The following is a 17,917-nucleotide window of genomic DNA, read 5'->3' on the forward strand; positions in this document are numbered from 1 at the left end:
CCTCTTCATCCTTCACGCCCCGCTACCACTCACGGCTTAGCGTGATGCACCCGGTGAGTCAGTCCGCGTAAAAAATAACGCAAAAACTGGTCGCCGCACTCGCGGTAGTTCTTATGGTCCGGCGCACGCATCATGGCGGTGATCTCCGGCATCGACACGCGGTGCTTCTGCTCTGTCATAATCGCCAGAATGTCGTCTGTTTTCAGTGAAAACGCGATACGCAGCTTTTTCAGCACCGTGTTGTTATTCACCCGACGCTCAAGCGCCAGTTCTGGTGCTGAGTCATCTTTCCCGCGCTTGTCATAGATGAGGCCGTTCAGGAAGCCAGACAGGATAATGTCAGGGCAGCGAACAAACCCCTCTTCATCCTCTTTTGTCATCCAGGTGTCGAAACCGGCAGAGGTGGACTCCATGCCAGCAAGCGCAAGAATGCGCACCATATCGTTATTGTTTGCTTTCAGGGTGTAGCGCAGGCTACGGAGAATATCATTACTGAGCATGGGTGCCTTTAACTTAACTGTCGATGATGCAATGGGGCGCAGTGTACCAGTTTTACAGGCCGATCGCCTCTTTCAAACTCTTAAGGTAGCGGCGACTGACGGGGACGGTTTGCCCGGCACGCAGCACCAGCTCTGCCTGTCCGTTGTCTTCCAGCCGGATCTCTTTCAGGTGCGCCATGTTCACCAGATACTGGCGATGGCAACGAACGAGCGGCGTTCGGCTCTCCAGCGTCCGCAGCGTCAGCTCGGTAAAGCCTTCGTTCCCCTCCGCGCTGGTAACAAATACGCCGCTCAAACGGCTGCTGACAAACGCCACATCGTCCATCTGCAGCAGGTAAATCCGACTGTGGCCGGTGCAGGGGATAAATTTCAGCGGCTGCTGGTTTTCCGGCAACAGCGTGACATCCTGCACGGTGCGCTCCTGGCGCAAACGGCTGAGGGTCTTTTCAAGACGCTTCTCTTCAATCGGTTTCAGTAAATAATCGAATGCGTGCTCCTCAAAGGCTTTGACGGCGTATTCATCGAAGGCGGTCAAAAACACAATGTAGGGGCGATGCTCCGGGTCGAGCATTCCGACCATCTCCAGGCCGCTAATTCGGGGCATCTGAATGTCGAGGAACAGCACGTCCGGGCGCAGTTTGTGCACGGCGCCAATGGCCTCAATGGCGTTTGCGCACTCCCCCACAATCTCAATGTCAGGCTGCTCCTGCAACAGAACGCGCAGGTTTTCCCGTGCTAACGGCTCATCATCCACAATCAGCACTCTTAGCATGCGTTTTCCTCCAGCGGCAGTCGTAACGTAATACGGGTGAATCGGTCGGGCTCACAGGCAACGGTAATGCCACAGTCATCACCAAAGTGCGCGCGCAGGCGTTTATCCACCAGGCTCATCCCTAATCCGCCTGAGGTGGAAGGCACGTAAAGCCCGGCGTTATCTTCAATATCCAGCACCAGATGATGGTTAAAGCGGCTGGCGGAAATGGTGATTTCCCCAATCCCCAACAGCTGTGACGTACCGTGTTTTATGGCGTTTTCCACAATAGGCTGCAGGGTAAAGGCCGGAAGATGCTGATACGCCAGCTCATCCGGGACGGATAACGACACCTGCAGACGAGTCTGGAAGCGTGCCTGCTCAATCTGCAGGTAAGCATTAACGTGTTCTATTTCATCAGCCAGGGTCACAATCTCGGACGGACGTTTAAGGTTTTTGCGGAAAAACGTCGACAGGAACTGAACCAGCTGCGCGGCCTGATCGCTGTCGCGGCGGATCACCGCTTTGAGCGTATTAAGCGCATTGAACAGGAAATGCGGATTCACCTGAGCGTGCAGGAGTTTAATTTCGGATTGCGTCAGCAACGCTTTCTGACGCTCATACTGCCCGGCGAGGATCTGCGCGGAGAGCAGCTGAGCGATGCCCTCTCCCAGCGTACGGTTGATAGAGCTGAACAGACGGTTTTTCGCTTCATAAAGCTTGATGGTGCCCATTACCCGCTGGTTTTCCCCGCGCAGCGGAATGACCAGCGTGGAGCCCAGTTTGCACTGCGGGTGCAGCGAACAGCGGTAAGGAACTTCGTTGCCGTCGGCATACACCACTTCGCCGGTTTCAATGGCGCGCAGCGTATAGGCGGAGGAGATCGGTTTCCCGGGCAGATGGTGATCGTCGCCCGTGCCGGTAAAAGCCAGCAACCGTTCACGGTCGGTTATCGCCACCGCGCCGATATCCAGCTCCTTATAAAGCACCTGCGCCACCTTCATGCTGTTCTCTTCGTTAAAGCCCTGACGCAGGATCCCCTCCGTCGAGGCGGCGACCTTCAGGGCCGTCGCGGAAAACGCCGAGGTGTACTTCTCAAACATGGCGCGCTTGTCGAGCAAAATACGCATAAACAGCGCAGCACCCACGGTATTCGTCACCATCATCGGTGCGGCGATATTGCTCACCAGATGAAGCGCATCGTCAAACGGTCGGGCAATCAGCAAGATGATGGCCATTTGCGCCATTTCAGCGACAAAGGTGATCGCCCCGGCGGTGAGCGGGCTAAAGACTTTATCCGGACGACCGCGCTTAATCATGTAGCTGTGAACCAGGCCGCCGAGCAGCCCTTCGACGATCGTTGAGATCATACAGCTCAGCGCCGTCATGCCACCCATCGAATACCGATGCAGGCCACCGGTTAACCCGACCAGCCCACCGACCACAGGGCCGCCAAGCAGCCCGCCCATCACGGCACCGATGGCTCGCGTATTGGCAATGGAGTCTTCGATATGGAGACCAAAATAGGTTCCCATAATGCAGAAAATAGAGAAGGTCACGTAGCAGAGCAGCTTGTGCGGCAGGCGTACGGTAACTTGCATCAGCGGAATGAACAGACGCGTTTTACTCATCAACCAGGCGATGACAAGAAACACGCACATCTGCTGAAGCAACAGCAGCACCAGATTAAACTCGTACATACTCAAAACCGCACACCCTCAAAACGCGTAACATACACTGCTGGCGGTAAACTTTCTTTGAAGCGCGGCAAAAAAGCTGCAATTCGTGCCCGGCATCACACCTTTTGCCGAACCTAACGCCTGCTTCGCATTATTCGTGCAAAAAACAACCATTTCTTCCTGGTTCAGTAAACAGGGACTACAGTTAAGCTGGGGACGCGTAAGCCAGGGGGCGAATATGGCGCTTTACACAATCGGTGAAGTGGCACTCCTTTGTGATATCAATCCCGTCACGCTACGGGCATGGCAGCGACGGTATGGATTACTCAAACCGCAGAGAACGGACGGAGGCCATCGTCTCTTCAACGATGCCGATATCGACCGGATCCGCGAGATCAAAAGCTGGATCGATAACGGTGTGCAGGTTGGCAAAGTGAAATCCCTGCTCAGCCATGACGATCCTGACACGCAGCTTCTTTGGCGCGAACAACAGGAAACGTTGCTGCGCCTTCTGCAGGCGGGCAATCTGCAGCGCCTGCGCGCATGGATAAAAGAGCAAGGGCGCGATTATCCTGCGCAAACGCTGATTACGCATCTTTTCATCCCGCTCCGTCGACGCCTGCAGTGTCAGCAGACCACCCTGCAGGCGCTGCTGAGTATGCTCGACGGCGTCCTGATCAACTATATTGCCGTCTGCCTTGCCTCGGCGAAGAACAAGCACGGAAAAGACGCGCTGGTGGTCGGCTGGAACGTGCACGATACTACTCGCCTGTGGCTGGAGGCCTGGATTGCCACCCAGAATGGCTGGCGCGTTGACGTCCTTGTGCACTCGCTGGCGCAATTTCGCCCTGAATTGTTCGACGGCCAGACCCTGCTGGTCTGGTGCGGAGAAGTGCCTTCCGCCTCGCAGCAACAGCTGATGACGGAATGGCGTGAACATGGCTACCCGGTTTACTCGCTTGGCCCGGAAGAGCCGTAACGGCATTTAATGGTTCATTAACAGCTGCGCTTCACCGTATAATTGTTCCGTTAACAACAGGAGCACATGATGAAGGCAACCAAACTGGCCGTAATTACCCTTTTTGTTCTGATGGCCGTAAGCGGTATCGGCGGCGTGATGCTGGCCGGGTATTCGTTTATTGTTCGTGGCGGTGTCGGCTGAGATACTGCGCCAGACGCTCAAAAACGCGATCGACGACGATTGCCGCCAGCGCCACCAGCAACGCCCCCTGCACAATATAGGCCGTATTGAACCCGCTTAAGCCGATGATAATCGGCGTTCCCAGGGTGTTGGCCCCCACCGTCGACGCAATGGTCGCCGTCCCGATGTTGATGATCACCGACGTACGGATCCCCGCAAGGATGACCGGTGCCGCCAGGGGGAGTTCAACTTTGCGCAGCCGCTCTGCGCGACTCATCCCCATCCCTTCAGCAACGCTCAGTACCGACGCAGGTACCGCCGCAATACCGGCCAGCGTACCCTGCAGAATGGGCAACACACCGTATAAAATCAGCGCAATGATGGCCGGTTGCTGACCAAAACCCATCACCGGCACTGCAATCGCCAGCACCGCCACCGGCGGAAACGTCTGGCCAATCGCCGCAATGGTCTCCACCAGCGGGCGAAACTCCCGGCCCGCGGGGCGCGTGACCGCGATGCCCGCCCCCACGCCCAGTACAATAGCGATGGCACTTGAGAGCACCACCAGCCAGAGATGGGCCAGGGCAAGATTAATAAAACTCTCCTGCTGATACACCGGGCGCGGCAAGTCGGGGAAGAGTGTGCTAAACAGCGCCGCGCTGTGCGGCATCAGAAACAGCAAAGCGACAAAGAGCACGACCAGCCAGAGCAGCGGATCACGAAGTGCCTTCACGTGTCACCTCCCCTGCCAGCAGATCGCGAAAATGCAGGGTGCCACTTGGCGCGCCCCGGGCATCCGCAACGGGCAACACTTCACACTGACGGGCAACAAACGCCGAAAGCGCATCCCGCAAGCTCATCTGTTCCTGCAGAGGCTCGCCACGCACCGTCGCGTCCTGTCGACGCATATAGTCGCTGACCGTACGCAGCGAGAGCAGCCTGACACCCAGCTCGCTGCGGCCAAAAAACTCACGCACAAAATCGTTTTTCGGCCAGGTCAGCAGCTCAAGCGGCGTCCCCTGCTGCACCACCTCACCATGGTCCATCAGCACCAGATGGTCGGCCAGACGCAGCGCCTCATCAATATCGTGCGTCACAAGAATGATTGTTCGCCCCAGAATGCGATGAATGCGGGTCATTTCCGCCTGCAGTGCGGCACGCGTGACCGGATCCAGCGCGCCGAAGGGTTCATCCATCAGTAACACCTGCGGATTGGCCGCCAGCGCACGCGCCACGCCCACCCGCTGCTGCTGGCCTCCGGAAAGCTGGTGCGGGTAGCGGTCACGTAGCGCAGGTTCTAACCCGAGCAGAGACATCAGTTCATCAACCCGGTCGGCAGTTTTTGCCCGCGACCATTTCTCCAGCTGCAGCACGGTGGCGATGTTCTGCGCGACCGTCCAGTGCGGGAACAGGCCGATAGACTGGATGGCATACCCCATACGACGACGCAGTTCCAGCACAGGCAGGCTGCGGATCTCCTCTCCGGCAAAGCGGATCAGACCGCTGTCATGTTCAACCAGGCGGTTAATCATCTTCAGGGTGGTGGATTTTCCCGACCCCGATGTGCCAATCAGCACGGAAAATGCGCCCTCGGCAAAATTCAGGTTGAGATGGCTTGCCGCCGGACGACCCGCAAAGGTTTTACTGACATCGTGAAATTCAATCATTGGCTCTTCTCCTGAGCAGCGCGAGCCATAAGGCAAACAGCGCGTCGATGACAACCGCCAGCGCAATCGTGGGCACCACGCCCAATAACACCAGGTCCAGGGCGCTACTCAACAGCCCCTGGAAAACCAGCGCGCCAAAGCCGCCCGCGCCAATCAGCGCCGCAATCACCGCCATGCCAACGGTTTGCACCGCCACCACCCGCAGGCTGCGCAGCAGCAGGGGCAAAGCCAGCGGCAGCTGGATCTTCCAGAAACATTGTCTCGCGCTCATCCCCATTGCATGGGCACTTTCCAGCACGTCCGGCGCGACCTGGCTCAGCCCGGCCACCACACCGCGCACCAGCGGCAGCAGCGCATAGAGCACCAGCGCGATAAGGGCTGGCGTTAAACCGGTTCCGGCGATCCCCATCGTTCCCAGCACCGGGAACGACTTCACCAGCCCGGCCAGCGGAGCAATCAACAGGCCAAACAGAGCGACGGACGGGATAGTCTGAATCACATTCAGCACGGCAAACACCCCGCCCTGACGTGAAGGGTGGCGATAGCACCACATACCCAGCGGTATGCCGAGCAGTAAGGCCGGGATCAGGGTGCCGAAGAGGATCGTGAGGTGTTGCGCCAGGGCGTCATTAAACACCTCCTGACGGTTGGCGTACTCTTTTAACAGCGAGAGATTATTCAGCTCACCGCTAAACAGCAGCAGCAGCGGAATACACCATATCTGGGCATTGAGTATCCAGCGCCAGACGGATGTTGAGATAAGACGGCGAATAGCGTCGCTGCAGGCCAGCAGACACAGCGCCAGCCAGAGCCACAAACCGCTACCCACAGAGGTTCTTGCCAGCGGACTTTCCGCCGAGGTCATGTGTGTTGCCGCAAGCCCGCCTCCCCAGAATAAGGCGATAAACAGCCCTTCACAAAGCAGCAGCGTCAGCCACTGGGCCGTGCGTCCTTGCCAGAGCGACAACGCAACCCACGCGCCCAGTGCCGTCACCAGTAACCACGGCGTAAATGACCAGACCTGCCAGAGCGAGCGACTCTCCCCCGACATCAGACGATTCGGGGCCACATTCACAAACGGTAACGCGACCGCCGCGATGGCCACACAGGCCAACAGCAGCAGTACGCGATTATGACATTTTATTGGCACAGCCCTGTCCTGTTACTTCACAAGCCCTTGTTGTTTCAGGAAATCGGCGGCCACTTTTTTGGCATCCAGTCCCTCAACGGCAATGCTGGCATTCAGCTGTTGCAGCGTTTTTGCATCCAGCTTTTCGAAGACCGGTTTGAGCCATTCAGCAATATCCGGGTACGCTTTAAGTACCGCTTCCCGCACGACAGGTGCCGGGGCGTAAATCGGCTGGACGCCTTTTGGATCGGTTAAGGTTTGCAGGCCAAGCGCCGCGACCGGGCCGTCGGTGCCGTAAGCCATCGCCGCATTAACGCCCGACGTTTGCTGCGCAGCGGCTTTGATGGTCACCGCGGTATCACCGCCCGCCAGAGAGAGCAGCTGGGCCTGATCCAGTTTGAAATCATAGGCTTTTTCAAACGCCGGCAGCGCATCCGGACGCTCAATAAACTCAGCGGAAGCCGCAAGCTTAAAGTCACCCTTCTCTTTCAGGTAGCGACTCAAATCCGCAAGCGAGGTCAGCTTTCCTTTCTCCGCCACGTCCTTGCGCACCGCGATGGTCCAGGTATTGTTGGCCGGCGCCGGCGTCAGCCAGACCAGCTTATTTTGCTCAGCGTCGAGTTTTTTGACTTTTTCATACCCGGCTTTGGCATTTTTCCACGCCGGATCGTTTTCATCTTTGAAGAAGAACGCGCCGTTGCCGGTGTATTCCGGGTAGATATCCAGCTCGCCGGAGGTAATCGCGCCGCGTACCACAGGCGTGGTTCCCAGCTGGACTTTATTGACGGTTTTAACACCGTGGCTTTCCAGTACCTGCAGAATAATGTTACCGAGCAACGCACCTTCGGTATCTATCTTGGAACCCACTTTTACCGGTTCTGCCGCCTGTAATGGCAGACTCAGCGCCGCCAGTAACACCGCTGAACCCAACATCCCCTTTGCAATCGTCATTCCACTGTCCTCATTTTTTTGCTGCCTTTTTCAGAGGCTTGAGAGAAAAGCGTAGCTTAAAACGGCGGAATTAACCGTCAAAATGCCTTTTTAACATAAGGTAAGACGCATCCCCCGCAAAGCGGGGGATGCAAGGGAGGGAAACGTCAGAGCAGCTCGAACTCGCCTTTATTTACGCGGGCGGAATCGACCCCGATAAAGACGTTAAACTTGCCTGGCTCCGCATCATATTTCATCTGCTGGTTCCAGAACTTCAGCGCATCCACGTCGATGGGGAAGCTGATGGTTTTGGTTTCGCCCGGCTTCAGGTTGACCTTCTCGAAGCCACGCAGCTGTTTCACCGGACGGCTCATGGAGGCGGTCACATCCTGGACGTACATCTGAATGACCGTTGCCCCTTCGCGTTTACCGGTGTTGCTCACCTCGACGCTTGCGGTAACTTTGCCGTCACGCTTCAGGGTCGGCGCAGACATTTTGACGTCAGAAACCTTGAAGGTGGTGTAGCTCAGACCGTAACCAAACGGATACAGCGGGCCGTTCGCTTCATCGAAGTAACGGGAGGTGTACTTATTCGGTTTGTCGGCGTTGTACGGACGGCCGGTATTCAGGTGGCTGTAGTAAACCGGGATCTGCCCGACCGAGCGCGGGAAGGACATTGGCAGCTTCCCTGACGGGTTGTAATCGCCAAACAGCACGTCGGCAATCGCGTTACCGCCTTCGGTACCGGCGAACCAGGTTTCCAGGATCGCGTCGGCCTGCTGGTCTTCTTTGACCAGCGCCAGCGGACGACCGTTCATCAGCACCAGTACCAGCGGCTTGCCGGTCGCCTTCAGGGCGGCAATCAGATCGCGCTGGCTTTGCGGAATGGTGATGTCGGTACGGCTGGAGGCCTCATGCGCCATCCCCTGCGCTTCACCCACTACCGCGACAACCACGTCAGATTGCTTAGCGGTGTTCACCGCTTCATCAATCATCTCTTTCGGCGAACGCGGATCGACCTTCACCGCCTCTTCGTACTGATTGAGGAAGGTGACAATGTCTTTATCGTTGGTGACGTTCGCCCCTTTGGCGTAAACCACTTTCGCGTTCTCACCCACGGCATTCTTGATACCGGTCAGCACCGTGACGGACTGATCGGCCACCCCCGCTGCAGACCAGCTCCCCATCACGTCGCGCTTGCTGTCAGCCAGCGGGCCCACCACGGCAATGGTGCCGGATTTCTTCAGCGGCAGCGTGTCGAGGCGGTTTTTCAGCAGCACCAGACTTTCGCGTGCCACATCGCGGGCCTCTTTGCGGTGCAGACGACTTTCCGCGTTGGTGTCCGCCGGGTCAGAATCTTTCGGCCCCAGGTGGCTGTACGGGTCGTTAAACAGCCCCATATCATATTTCACGTTCAGCACGTGGCGCGTGGCGTCATCCAGCTCCGCCATGGTCACCTTACCGCTCTTCACCAGCCCCGGCAGGTATTTACTGTAGTACTCGTCGCTCATGCTCATGTTGATGCCGGACTTGAGCGCCACGCGTACCGCATCTTCCGGATCGGAGGCGGTACCGTGCTTAATGAGCTCTTTAATGGCGCCGTGGTCAGAGACGGTGATGCCCTTAAAGCCCCACTGGTCACGCAGAACGTCTTTCAGCAGCCACGAATCGGAGGTCGCCGGCGTGCCGTTGAGGGAGTTCAGCGCCACCATCACCGCGCCGCTGCCGGCATCCAGCCCCGCTTTGTACGGTGGCATGTAGTCGTTGAACAGCCGCTGCGGGCTCATATCCACGGTGTTGTACTCTTTACCCCCTTCCACGGCGCCATAGGCCGCGAAGTGTTTGACGCTGGTCATCACCGCGTAGCGATCTGCCGGGCTCTTACCCTGCATCGCTTCCACCATGGTTTTCCCCATCGTGGCTGTTAAATAGGTATCTTCACCGAACCCTTCTGAGCCGCGGCCCCAGCGCGGATCGCGGGAGACGTCCACCATCGGTGCCCAGGTCATATTCAGGCCATCATCCGCCGCTTCATAGGCGGAAACGCGCCCCACGGTTTTCACCGCATCAAGGTTAAAGGACGATGCCAGACCAAGGCTAATCGGGAAGACGGTACGCTGACCGTGCACCACGTCATAGGCGAAGAACAGCGGAATTTTCAGGCGGCTGAGTTCCATTACCTGATCCTGCATTTTGCGGATATCCGGGCGGGTGACGGTGTTAAAAATAGCCCCGACCTGCCCGTCTTTGATCATCTCGCGGATGGCCTCTTTCGGGTTATCCGGGCCGACGCTGATAAGACGCAACTGGCCAATTTTCTCATCGACCGTCATTTTCTTGAGCAATTCCGTGACAAACGCGTCCCGGGCTTCAGGCGTGAGCGGGTGATTGCCAAACAAATCCTCTGCCAGCGCAGGTTGCAGCGCCAGGCTGACGGCGACACCTACAGAACATAGCCATTTCATGTCGTTTTACTCTCTCATCAATAACCGCCGGAAGAACTCGGCCAGACCGTGCGAAAAGCGCAGTGTGCCACAAACCCTCAGAACGTTGCAGGGTTATTCTCTGATTTTTCTCATGAATACTCGACCGCTTAACAGTTAATCGCGCTATGCTTTACAGCGAGAAATTTGCCCCACCACAAGGAGTGGAAGATGTCTTCTGTTCGAACTCACGATAACACGACGTTTATTAACGAACTGTCGCGCCTGGTTGGCTCCTCTCACCTGCTTACCGACCCGGCAAAAACCGCCCGCTACCGTAAGGGCTTTCGTTCCGGTCAGGGCGAGGCGCTGGCGGTGGTGTTTCCCGGCACGCTGCTTGAACTCTGGCGCGTCCTGAGCGCCTGCGTGGCCGCCGACAAAATTATTCTCATGCAGGCGGCTAACACCGGTCTGACGGAAGGCTCAACGCCGAACGGCAACGATTACGATCGTGACATCGTGATCATCAGCACCCTGCGTCTCGACAAACTGCATCTGCTGGATAAAGGCGAGCAGGTGCTCGCGTTCCCTGGCACGACGCTCTACTCCCTTGAAAAAGCGCTTAAGCCGCTGGGACGCGAACCGCATTCGGTCATTGGCTCATCCTGTATTGGCGCCTCCGTGATCGGCGGGATCTGCAATAACTCCGGCGGTTCGCTGGTGCAGCGCGGCCCGGCTTACACCGAGATGTCACTTTTTGCCCGTATCGACGAAAACGGCAAGCTGACCCTGGTCAACCATCTGGGCATTGATCTTGGCGTTACGCCGGAGCAGATCCTGAGTAAGCTCGACGACGATCGGGTGAAAGATGAAGACGTCCAGCACGACGGTCGTCATGCTCACGACCACGATTACATCACCCGCGTGCGGGATATCGAAGCGGATACCCCGGCACGTTACAACGCCGACCCTGACCGCCTGTTTGAATCTTCGGGCTGTGCGGGCAAGCTGGCTGTTTTTGCCGTGCGCCTCGACACCTTCCCGGCCGAGAAAAAACAGCAGGTGTTCTACATCGGCACCAATCAGCCGGACGTGCTGACTGAGATCCGTCGTCATATTCTGGGCGAGTTCGCTCACCTGCCGGTGGCGGGCGAGTACATGCACCGTGATATTTACGACATCGCGGAACGCTACGGCAAAGATACGTTCCTGATGATCGACAAGCTCGGCACCGATAAAATGCCGTTCTTCTTCACCATGAAGGGCCGTACCGACGCGATGCTGGAAAAAGTGCCGCTGTTTAAACCCCACTTTACCGACCGCTTTATGCAGAAACTGGGCAACGTCTTCCCGTCACATCTGCCGGAGCGGATGAAAACCTGGCGCGATAAGTACGAGCATCACCTGCTGCTGAAAATGGCCGGGGACGGAATTGCCGAAGCGCAAACCTGGCTCAGTGAATTCTTCAAAACTGCCGAAGGCGATTTCTTTGCCTGTACCCCTGAAGAGGGCAGCAAAGCCTTCCTGCACCGTTTCGCCGCTGCGGGTGCCGCCATTCGTTATCAGGCGGTGCATTCAGACGAGGTGGAAGACATTCTGGCGCTGGATATCGCCCTTCGCCGCAACGATACCGAGTGGTTTGAACACCTGCCGCCGGAAATTGACAGCAAGCTGGTCCACAAGCTCTATTACGGCCACTTTATGTGCTACGTCTTCCACCAGGATTACATCGTTAAGAAAGGGGTGGATGCGCACGCGCTGAAAGAGCAGATGCTCGCGCTGCTGCACGCGCGAGGCGCACAATATCCTGCGGAACATAACGTGGGGCATCTTTATAAGGCTCCTGACGCACTTAAGCAGTTTTATCGCGAGAATGACCCCACAAACAGCATGAACCCCGGCATTGGTAAAACAACGCGGAATAAATACTGGAAAGAGAGTCCTGACGCGGAGCAGCCCGTGACGCAAGCGTCTGATTAATTCCCACAGCCAAATTTGAGAGATTGTTAAGCGCGCCTTAATCATACTAGAGTAGCGTTCTGTCGCCGGAGAAACGTTTCTCCGGCATCTGTTACGAGGAGCAGGCACATCATGTCGGCTGTTGATATTTTATCCGAAACCGAAGTGGAAGTGCGCGATGCCCTTCCCGACGATGTGCATGCTATCGCCGCTATCTACGCCTGGCATGTGCTTCACGGGCGCGCATCCTTTGAAGAAGTTCCCCCCACCATTGATGAAATGCGTCAGCGAATGAAAAGCGTGGCCGAGAATGGCTTACCGTGGCTTGTCGCGCTGTATCGCGGCATCGTCGTAGGCTACTGCTACGCGACGCCTTACCGTCCGCGCCATGCCTATCGCTACACTCTGGAAGAGTCGATTTACGTGGATGCGAGTACTACCGGTCGTGGTTTTGGCTCCGTCCTGATGGATGCGCTGATCGCCCGCTGCGAGCAAGGTCCGTGGCGGCAGATGATTGCCGTTGTGGGGGATGGCAACAACAATGCCGGCTCGTTACGGCTGCATAAGAAATACGGCTTCGAAATCGTCGGTCAGTTACGCAGCGTCGGGTATAAGAAAGGTGACTGGCGGGATACGGTGATCATGCAGCGCTCACTCAATGACGGAGACTGGACGCTGCCGGAGTAAGGCGCAGCGAGGTCTGTTGCCCTCTCCCGCGGGAGAGGGCGAAAACACAGTCATCGGCAATCCGGCTCAGTCGTTCTGGGCGGTTGCCATCTGCTCTGCTTTCTGCTTTTTGTAGGTCAACGCCGCGGCCGGTACCGGCTGCACTTTCCCCGTCTCAATCCAGGTACGAAGTCGGCTTGCATCCGCGAAGTGGGTGTATTTACCAAAGGCATCCATCACCACCAGCGCCACCGGTTTACCGTTGAATACGGTACGCATCACCAGGCAGTGGCCCGCCGCGTTGGTAAACCCGGTTTTCGTTAACTGAATATTCCAGTTATCCCGGTACACCAGATGGTTAGTATTACGGAACGGCAGCGAATAGGCCGGGTTCGCAAAGGTCGCCATCTCTTCACGGGTCGTACTGAGCTGACCAATCAGCGGGTACTGTTTGCTGGCAATCAGCAGTTTTGTCAGGTCGCGGGCCGTGGAGACGTTGTGAATCGACAGGCCAGTCGGCTCGACGTAACGGGTATTGGTCATCCCCAGCGATTTGGCTTTTGCGTTCATCGCACGAATAAATGCGTCGTAGCCACCCGGATAGTGGTGGGCCAGGCTCGCCGCCGCGCGGTTTTCAGAAGACATCAGCGCCAGCAGCAGCATGTTTTTACGGCTGATTTCGCTGTTCAGTCGCACGCGGGAGTAGATCCCTTTCATCTCCGGCGTATGGCTGATATCCACTTTCAGTTTTTCGTCCAGCGGCAGATGTGCATCAAGCACCACCATCGCGGTCATTAATTTGGTAATCGAGGCGATCGGGCGTACCAGATCCGGATGGCTGGCGTAAATCACCTTATTGGTGTTGAGATCAACAATCATCGCACTGCCGGAAGCGATTTGCGGCTGGGCAGCAGCGGTGGTCACGGCGGGCGTTTTGGCGATCGCTGGCGCGGCAGCGGACGCTCCCAGCAACAGGGCCAGGCTAAGTAAAGAGACTCGGAATTTCAGCATGGTGAGACTTCTGATAATTATTCACGCACGTTATGACGTACACCGCCTGTGTCGATGGAGAAACGCAGGCTGGCTTCGGCATCATAGCGGTCACCGGGCTTTGTCGCCAGAGGATAATCGTGAACAGATGCTGCATTGCTGGCATTTACGCCAGCAATGCAGTGAGCCTAGAAGAGACGGTATCCATAACCCCACAGAATAACCGTCAGAGCCAGTAGCGCTTCCAGCACCAGCACGCCGATGGCGAGCGTTGAACTGGAGAAGCTCAGGCCCTCTTCTTTATTGATATTGAGGAAGGTTGGTACCCCCAGATACAGCAGATAACCGGTGTAAAAGAGGGCAATAGTACCGATCAGCGCGCACAACCAGACCAGTGGATACAGCGCCACAATACCGCTTAAGAACAGCGGCGTCGCGACATACCCGGCGAAAACCATACAGTGTGCCAGCGATGGACGTTGCGGATAGTTACGCGCCATCCAGTGAATGACACGCCCCATGACAGCCACACCCGCCAGCATCAGGCCATAAAAGAGAATGGCCAGTGAAAGACCGGTAAACCAGGAAAGCTGAACCACGGTGCCATCACCAAAGTTCCAGCCGATTTGTGTTGTGCCAATAAACGCGCAGATTACAGGCACCGCTGCCATCAGCAGCACATGATGCGTGTAATGATGCGAGACCGTTTCGTTCTCCGTTTTGATGACATGCATTTCACGATCGGGATGGGAGAAAAGTCCCCAGACATGGTTCATAACGCCCCCTTGTTGTCGGCCCGTCAGCAATATCTTAAGTATAATGCAGGCCAGAGATTATTTTATGTACAGTGGGAAATTTCCGTTGATTGCCCCGTTATTGATTCATGGGGTATATGATTAACCGAGGCATAATAAGGGAGATGACATTGACGTAATGGATATCAACAGTCTTATTGAACAATATGGATACGCTGCACTGGTCGTTGGCAGCGTGGCGGAAGGAGAAACCATCACGCTGCTCGGCGGGGTGGCCGCGCATCAGGGGTTACTCAAATTCCCACTTGTTGTTGCCGCAGTCGCACTCGGCGGGATGATTGGCGATCAGCTGCTCTACTTTCTGGGACTGCGCTTTGGCCCCACGCTTTTGAAGCGCTTTTCAAAGCACCGCAAGAAAATTCACCGTGCCCAACGGCTTATCCAGCGTCACCCTTACCTGTTCGTGATTGGCACCCGTTTTATGTACGGCTTTCGGATTATCGGCCCAATACTGATTGGCGCCAGCCATTTACCGCCGAAAATTTTCCTGCCGCTGAACATTCTTGGCGCGATTGCCTGGGCCCTGATCTTTACCACGCTCGGTTATGTGGGTGGAGAAGTGATTGGTCCGTGGCTGCATAATGTTGACCAGCATCTGAAGCACTGGGCATGGGTTATCCTGATTGTCGTGGTGGTAATTGCGGTCCGGCTGTGGCTGAAGCATCGGGAAAAGACGCGGGATGAAGAGTAAGTGCAATGGCGCCCTCTCGCACAAAGAGAGGGCGAAAAGTTTCTACCCGGCGGGCTTAAATTGTGGATTCGCCAGCATAAAACCGCCGTCGACAATAAATGATTGCCCGGTAGCATAGCTGGCGTCACCGTCACACAGCCACGCCACCAGGCTGGCAATCTCTTTGGTATGCCCCGGCCGCGCGAGCGGGATCGCGGGCATCGAACCGGCCTTCACTTCACTGTCGTCCATATCATTCATTGGCGTGGCAATGGCACCTGGCGCAACGGCATTCACCAGGATGTTATGCTCGACCAGCTCCAGCGCCATGGATTTGGTTAATCCGCCCAGGGCATGCTTGGCCGCCGTATACGCACTGGCATCCGGTAAAGGCGTGTGTTCATGCACCGAGGTAATGTTCACAATTCGCCCCCCTTCTCCCTGCTTCACCATCTGACGCGCAGCGATCTGTGAACAGAGAAACGCGCCATCCACGTCAACGGTAAAAATTCCCCGCCACTCCTCAAACGGCATGTCGAGAAACGGCGCTTTGGTCATCGCCCCGGCATTGTTGACCAGCACGTCCAGCCGACCAAAGCGCGTAATTAACGTTTCAATGGCCTGCGCGCCCTGCGGGAGAGTGCTTAAATCAAGTTGAACCGCCTCTGCACGCCGGCCCTTCGCCTCGACTTCGCGGCAGGTTTCCAGCGCACCTTTTTCGTCAGAATGCCAGGTGACGCCGATATCAAACCCTCGTTCAGCCAGCATCAGGGCCGTGGTTTTCCCAATCCCGGAATCCGATGCGGTAACAATCGCGACTTTGGTCATACTCACCTCCAGAAAAGCTGCAAAGAGGTAAGTATAGATAATCGCGCTTTTTAGCCCTGATGATAGCCGCCACCCAGCGCCGAGGTCAGCTGCAGCGTGGCGTCAACGTACTGGCCTTTGAGCATCACCCCGGTGAGCTGCTCCCTGAGGGCCGGTATTCTGGCCTCACTCACGCGGGAGCCGGCGATAATGCCGGCGCGAAAGCGGGCCTGAGCCAGTGCAACAACGCGGGCAGCCTCTTTTTCGACACTCTGCTGGTGCTGGTTTTTTGCGGTCAGTGTTTCGACTTCGCTGGCCGTGCGCGCCACCTGATTCACCGCATCCACCACCGCTTTGTTATAACGCGCGACGGAGAGATTGTTCTGCGCCTGGGCAATATCCAGCTCGGCGTTTAGCCTGCCGCTGTCGAAAATGGGCAGCGTCAGACCGGCGGTGACGCCCATCTGCTGCGCAGAAGAGCGGAACAAATCGCTCAGGTGCAGGGCATCCTGCTGTAAGAAAGCCATCAGATTCACATCGGGATAGAAGGCTGCTCTGGCGGCCTCAACGTCACTCATGGAGGCCTCGATATACCAGCGAGCCTCCTGCAAATCAGGTCGACGTGCCAGCAGTTCATACCCCAGCGTGGCCGGGAGCGAGGCTTCTACCGTGGGTAAGGCGTGGCGTGTAAGCGTCACTGAGGGGGTGTTCGTCAGGGCGCTCAGACGCGCCTCAACGGCTTTCATTTTTCCGTTCACTTCTGCCAGCTGCTCGTCAGTTTTGCTGGCGTTGATGTCGGTTTCGACGCCCTCTACGGAAGAGGTGATTCCATGCTGATACAGTTCGCGGTCGGCTGCAATAATCGTGTCCTGCTGGTGTTTAATCTCCGTGAGGACATCCCCCACCGCGGCCTGGGTTTGCCACGCCCAGTAAAGACGTGCGATGCTGCTGGCAAGCAGTTGCCGGGTTTGCTCAAGCTCCGCTTTTTGCGCGTTTACCCGGCCAATTCGGGCTTCAACCCGTGCACGATTTTTCCCCCACAAATCGAGATCCCAGCCCGCGCTCAGACCAAAAGTACCGTTGGTGTACCACGGTCCGGTGGTTCCCGCCGCCGGATCGGTTATCGCAAAGGGCCCCATCAGCCCCTCGGCCGACATTTTTTGCCGTTCAGCATCCGCTGCGAAATCAATTTCCGGCCCCCCGGCGGCCAGGGTGGCTTTTGCCTGCGCTTCCGCCAGCGTGATGCGCTGACGGGCAATTTGCATATCCGGCGCATCGTTCAGCGCCTTCGCAATCAGCGAATTGAGTTCAGGATCGTTATACGTTTTCCACCATGCATCTTTCGGCCACGCGGTATGGCTCAGCGTAGTATTCACCGCAGCCGTTGTTGATTGCATATTTACAGGGGAAACCGAGGCATGTTCCGGCGCGCAGGCCACCAGAATAAAAACCAGGGGAATACTCAGAGATAAAGGTTTCATTACGCCATTCACGCGAAAAATAAAGGCGCAACTTACGCCAGACGTCGCTCTTTTTTTTAGTAACGCGTGGCAACCCGCAATTTGTCATACATTTTCATACTCAGAAAATTATTCATCATAAGAATGAATTAAATGAGTGAATTCATCTTCATTATAAATTCACTGCTACACTTACTTTCGACAAACAGACGCAGGAGAAACGAATGAAAATATTACTGTGGGTTATTTTAATTATATTTCTGATAGGGCTGCTGGTGGTAACCGGTGTATTCAAGATGATTTTCTGATTTCATTGCCCGGCTCAGCGCC

The 17,917-nt window shown here is 56.4% G+C and carries 18 protein-coding genes; 6 read left to right on the forward strand and 12 right to left on the reverse strand.

Annotated elements, in window-relative coordinates:
* Nucleotides 1–29: 29 nt before the first annotated feature.
* The 3 genes from AM379_RS00105 to AM379_RS00115 are packed head-to-tail and all read right to left on the reverse strand — an operon-like array spanning nucleotide 30 to nucleotide 2,951.
* The gene (locus AM379_RS00105; protein ID WP_014170878.1) at nucleotides 30–500 is read right to left on the reverse strand and encodes a DUF1456 family protein; all 471 of its coding nucleotides are present in this window, start codon (nucleotides 498–500) and stop codon (nucleotides 30–32) included.
* A gap of 52 nt (nucleotides 501–552) precedes the next feature.
* Entirely contained in the window at nucleotides 553–1,272 is a 720-nt protein-coding gene (btsR, locus tag AM379_RS00110) for a two-component system response regulator BtsR (protein ID WP_020883216.1), read from the reverse strand.
* A complete protein-coding gene (locus tag AM379_RS00115) occupies nucleotides 1,266–2,951 on the reverse strand; it encodes a sensor histidine kinase (protein WP_025203652.1) in 1,686 nt (561 codons plus the stop codon). Before AM379_RS00115 ends, btsR begins: the two co-directional genes overlap by 7 nt.
* A gap of 217 nt (nucleotides 2,952–3,168) precedes the next feature.
* Here AM379_RS00115 and mlrA point away from each other — a divergent pair, with 217 nt between their 5' ends.
* Nucleotides 3,169–3,909 carry an HTH-type transcriptional regulator MlrA gene (gene mlrA / locus AM379_RS00120; RefSeq protein ID WP_020883214.1) on the forward strand — a complete coding sequence of 247 codons (741 nt, stop codon included), beginning with the start codon at nucleotides 3,169–3,171 and terminating at the stop codon, nucleotides 3,907–3,909.
* Nucleotides 3,910–3,978: 69 nt separating this feature from the next.
* Nucleotides 3,979–4,092 (forward strand): protein YohO, encoded by a 114-nt coding sequence (locus AM379_RS00125; RefSeq protein WP_010433613.1) that lies wholly within the window; start codon nucleotides 3,979–3,981, stop codon nucleotides 4,090–4,092.
* On the opposite strand, the gene AM379_RS00130 is transcribed toward AM379_RS00125, so the two are convergent.
* The 5 genes from AM379_RS00130 to bglX form a co-directional block, all read right to left on the reverse strand.
* A complete protein-coding gene (locus AM379_RS00130; protein ID WP_025203651.1) occupies nucleotides 4,067–4,804 on the reverse strand; it encodes an ABC transporter permease in 738 nt (245 codons plus the stop codon). The genes AM379_RS00125 and AM379_RS00130 overlap by 26 nt on opposite strands.
* The gene (locus AM379_RS00135) at nucleotides 4,788–5,738 is read right to left on the reverse strand and encodes an ABC transporter ATP-binding protein (RefSeq protein WP_032680601.1); all 951 of its coding nucleotides are present in this window, start codon (nucleotides 5,736–5,738) and stop codon (nucleotides 4,788–4,790) included. The genes AM379_RS00130 and AM379_RS00135 overlap by 17 nt, the downstream gene beginning before the upstream one ends.
* Entirely contained in the window at nucleotides 5,731–6,888 is a 1,158-nt protein-coding gene (locus AM379_RS00140) for an ABC transporter permease (protein WP_025203650.1), read from the reverse strand. Before AM379_RS00140 ends, AM379_RS00135 begins: the two co-directional genes overlap by 8 nt.
* Nucleotides 6,889–6,900: 12 nt before the next feature.
* Nucleotides 6,901–7,818: a glycine betaine ABC transporter substrate-binding protein OsmF gene (osmF, locus tag AM379_RS00145; protein ID WP_014170886.1), complete on the reverse strand. Its 918-nt coding sequence runs from the start codon at nucleotides 7,816–7,818 to the stop codon at nucleotides 6,901–6,903.
* Nucleotides 7,819–7,964: 146 nt separating this feature from the next.
* Nucleotides 7,965–10,262 (reverse strand): beta-glucosidase BglX, encoded by a 2,298-nt coding sequence (gene bglX, locus AM379_RS00150; protein WP_047355768.1) that lies wholly within the window; start codon nucleotides 10,260–10,262, stop codon nucleotides 7,965–7,967.
* 189 nt (nucleotides 10,263–10,451) lie between these two features.
* Between bglX and dld the strand changes: the two genes are divergently transcribed.
* Together dld and AM379_RS00160 are read left to right on the forward strand one after the other, a co-directional pair.
* Nucleotides 10,452–12,200 carry a D-lactate dehydrogenase gene (dld, locus tag AM379_RS00155; protein ID WP_020883209.1) on the forward strand — a complete coding sequence of 583 codons (1,749 nt, stop codon included), beginning with the start codon at nucleotides 10,452–10,454 and terminating at the stop codon, nucleotides 12,198–12,200.
* A 111-nt stretch (nucleotides 12,201–12,311) separates the two neighbouring features.
* A complete protein-coding gene (locus AM379_RS00160; RefSeq protein ID WP_020883208.1) occupies nucleotides 12,312–12,866 on the forward strand; it encodes a GNAT family N-acetyltransferase in 555 nt (184 codons plus the stop codon).
* A gap of 66 nt (nucleotides 12,867–12,932) precedes the next feature.
* On the opposite strand, the gene pbpG is transcribed toward AM379_RS00160, so the two are convergent.
* Nucleotides 12,933–13,856 (reverse strand): D-alanyl-D-alanine endopeptidase, encoded by a 924-nt coding sequence (gene pbpG, locus AM379_RS00165; RefSeq protein ID WP_014170890.1) that lies wholly within the window; start codon nucleotides 13,854–13,856, stop codon nucleotides 12,933–12,935.
* Between the two features lie 167 nt (nucleotides 13,857–14,023).
* Nucleotides 14,024–14,611: a Yip1 family protein gene (locus AM379_RS00170; RefSeq protein ID WP_014170891.1), complete on the reverse strand. Its 588-nt coding sequence runs from the start codon at nucleotides 14,609–14,611 to the stop codon at nucleotides 14,024–14,026.
* Between the two features lie 157 nt (nucleotides 14,612–14,768).
* Between AM379_RS00170 and AM379_RS00175 the strand changes: the two genes are divergently transcribed.
* Nucleotides 14,769–15,341: a DedA family protein gene (locus tag AM379_RS00175; RefSeq protein ID WP_032678567.1), complete on the forward strand. Its 573-nt coding sequence runs from the start codon at nucleotides 14,769–14,771 to the stop codon at nucleotides 15,339–15,341.
* 42 nt (nucleotides 15,342–15,383) lie between these two features.
* Here the strand turns inward: AM379_RS00175 and AM379_RS00180 are convergent, their stop codons facing one another.
* Both AM379_RS00180 and mdtQ read right to left on the reverse strand, forming a co-directional pair.
* Nucleotides 15,384–16,148: an SDR family oxidoreductase gene (locus AM379_RS00180; protein ID WP_020883205.1), complete on the reverse strand. Its 765-nt coding sequence runs from the start codon at nucleotides 16,146–16,148 to the stop codon at nucleotides 15,384–15,386.
* Between the two features lie 50 nt (nucleotides 16,149–16,198).
* Complete coding sequence (mdtQ, locus tag AM379_RS00185) at nucleotides 16,199–17,608, reverse strand: multidrug resistance outer membrane protein MdtQ (protein ID WP_106503347.1); 1,410 nt, start codon at nucleotides 17,606–17,608, stop codon at nucleotides 16,199–16,201.
* A gap of 203 nt (nucleotides 17,609–17,811) precedes the next feature.
* Here mdtQ and yohP point away from each other — a divergent pair, with 203 nt between their 5' ends.
* A complete protein-coding gene (gene yohP, locus AM379_RS24585; protein ID WP_015572324.1) occupies nucleotides 17,812–17,895 on the forward strand; it encodes a small membrane protein YohP in 84 nt (27 codons plus the stop codon).
* Nucleotides 17,896–17,917 lie beyond the last annotated feature (22 nt).

Origin of the sequence: Enterobacter cloacae complex sp. FDA-CDC-AR_0132 (assembly GCF_003010695.1) — a bacterium.
In the GTDB taxonomy this organism is placed as follows: domain Bacteria; phylum Pseudomonadota; class Gammaproteobacteria; order Enterobacterales; family Enterobacteriaceae; genus Enterobacter; species Enterobacter ludwigii.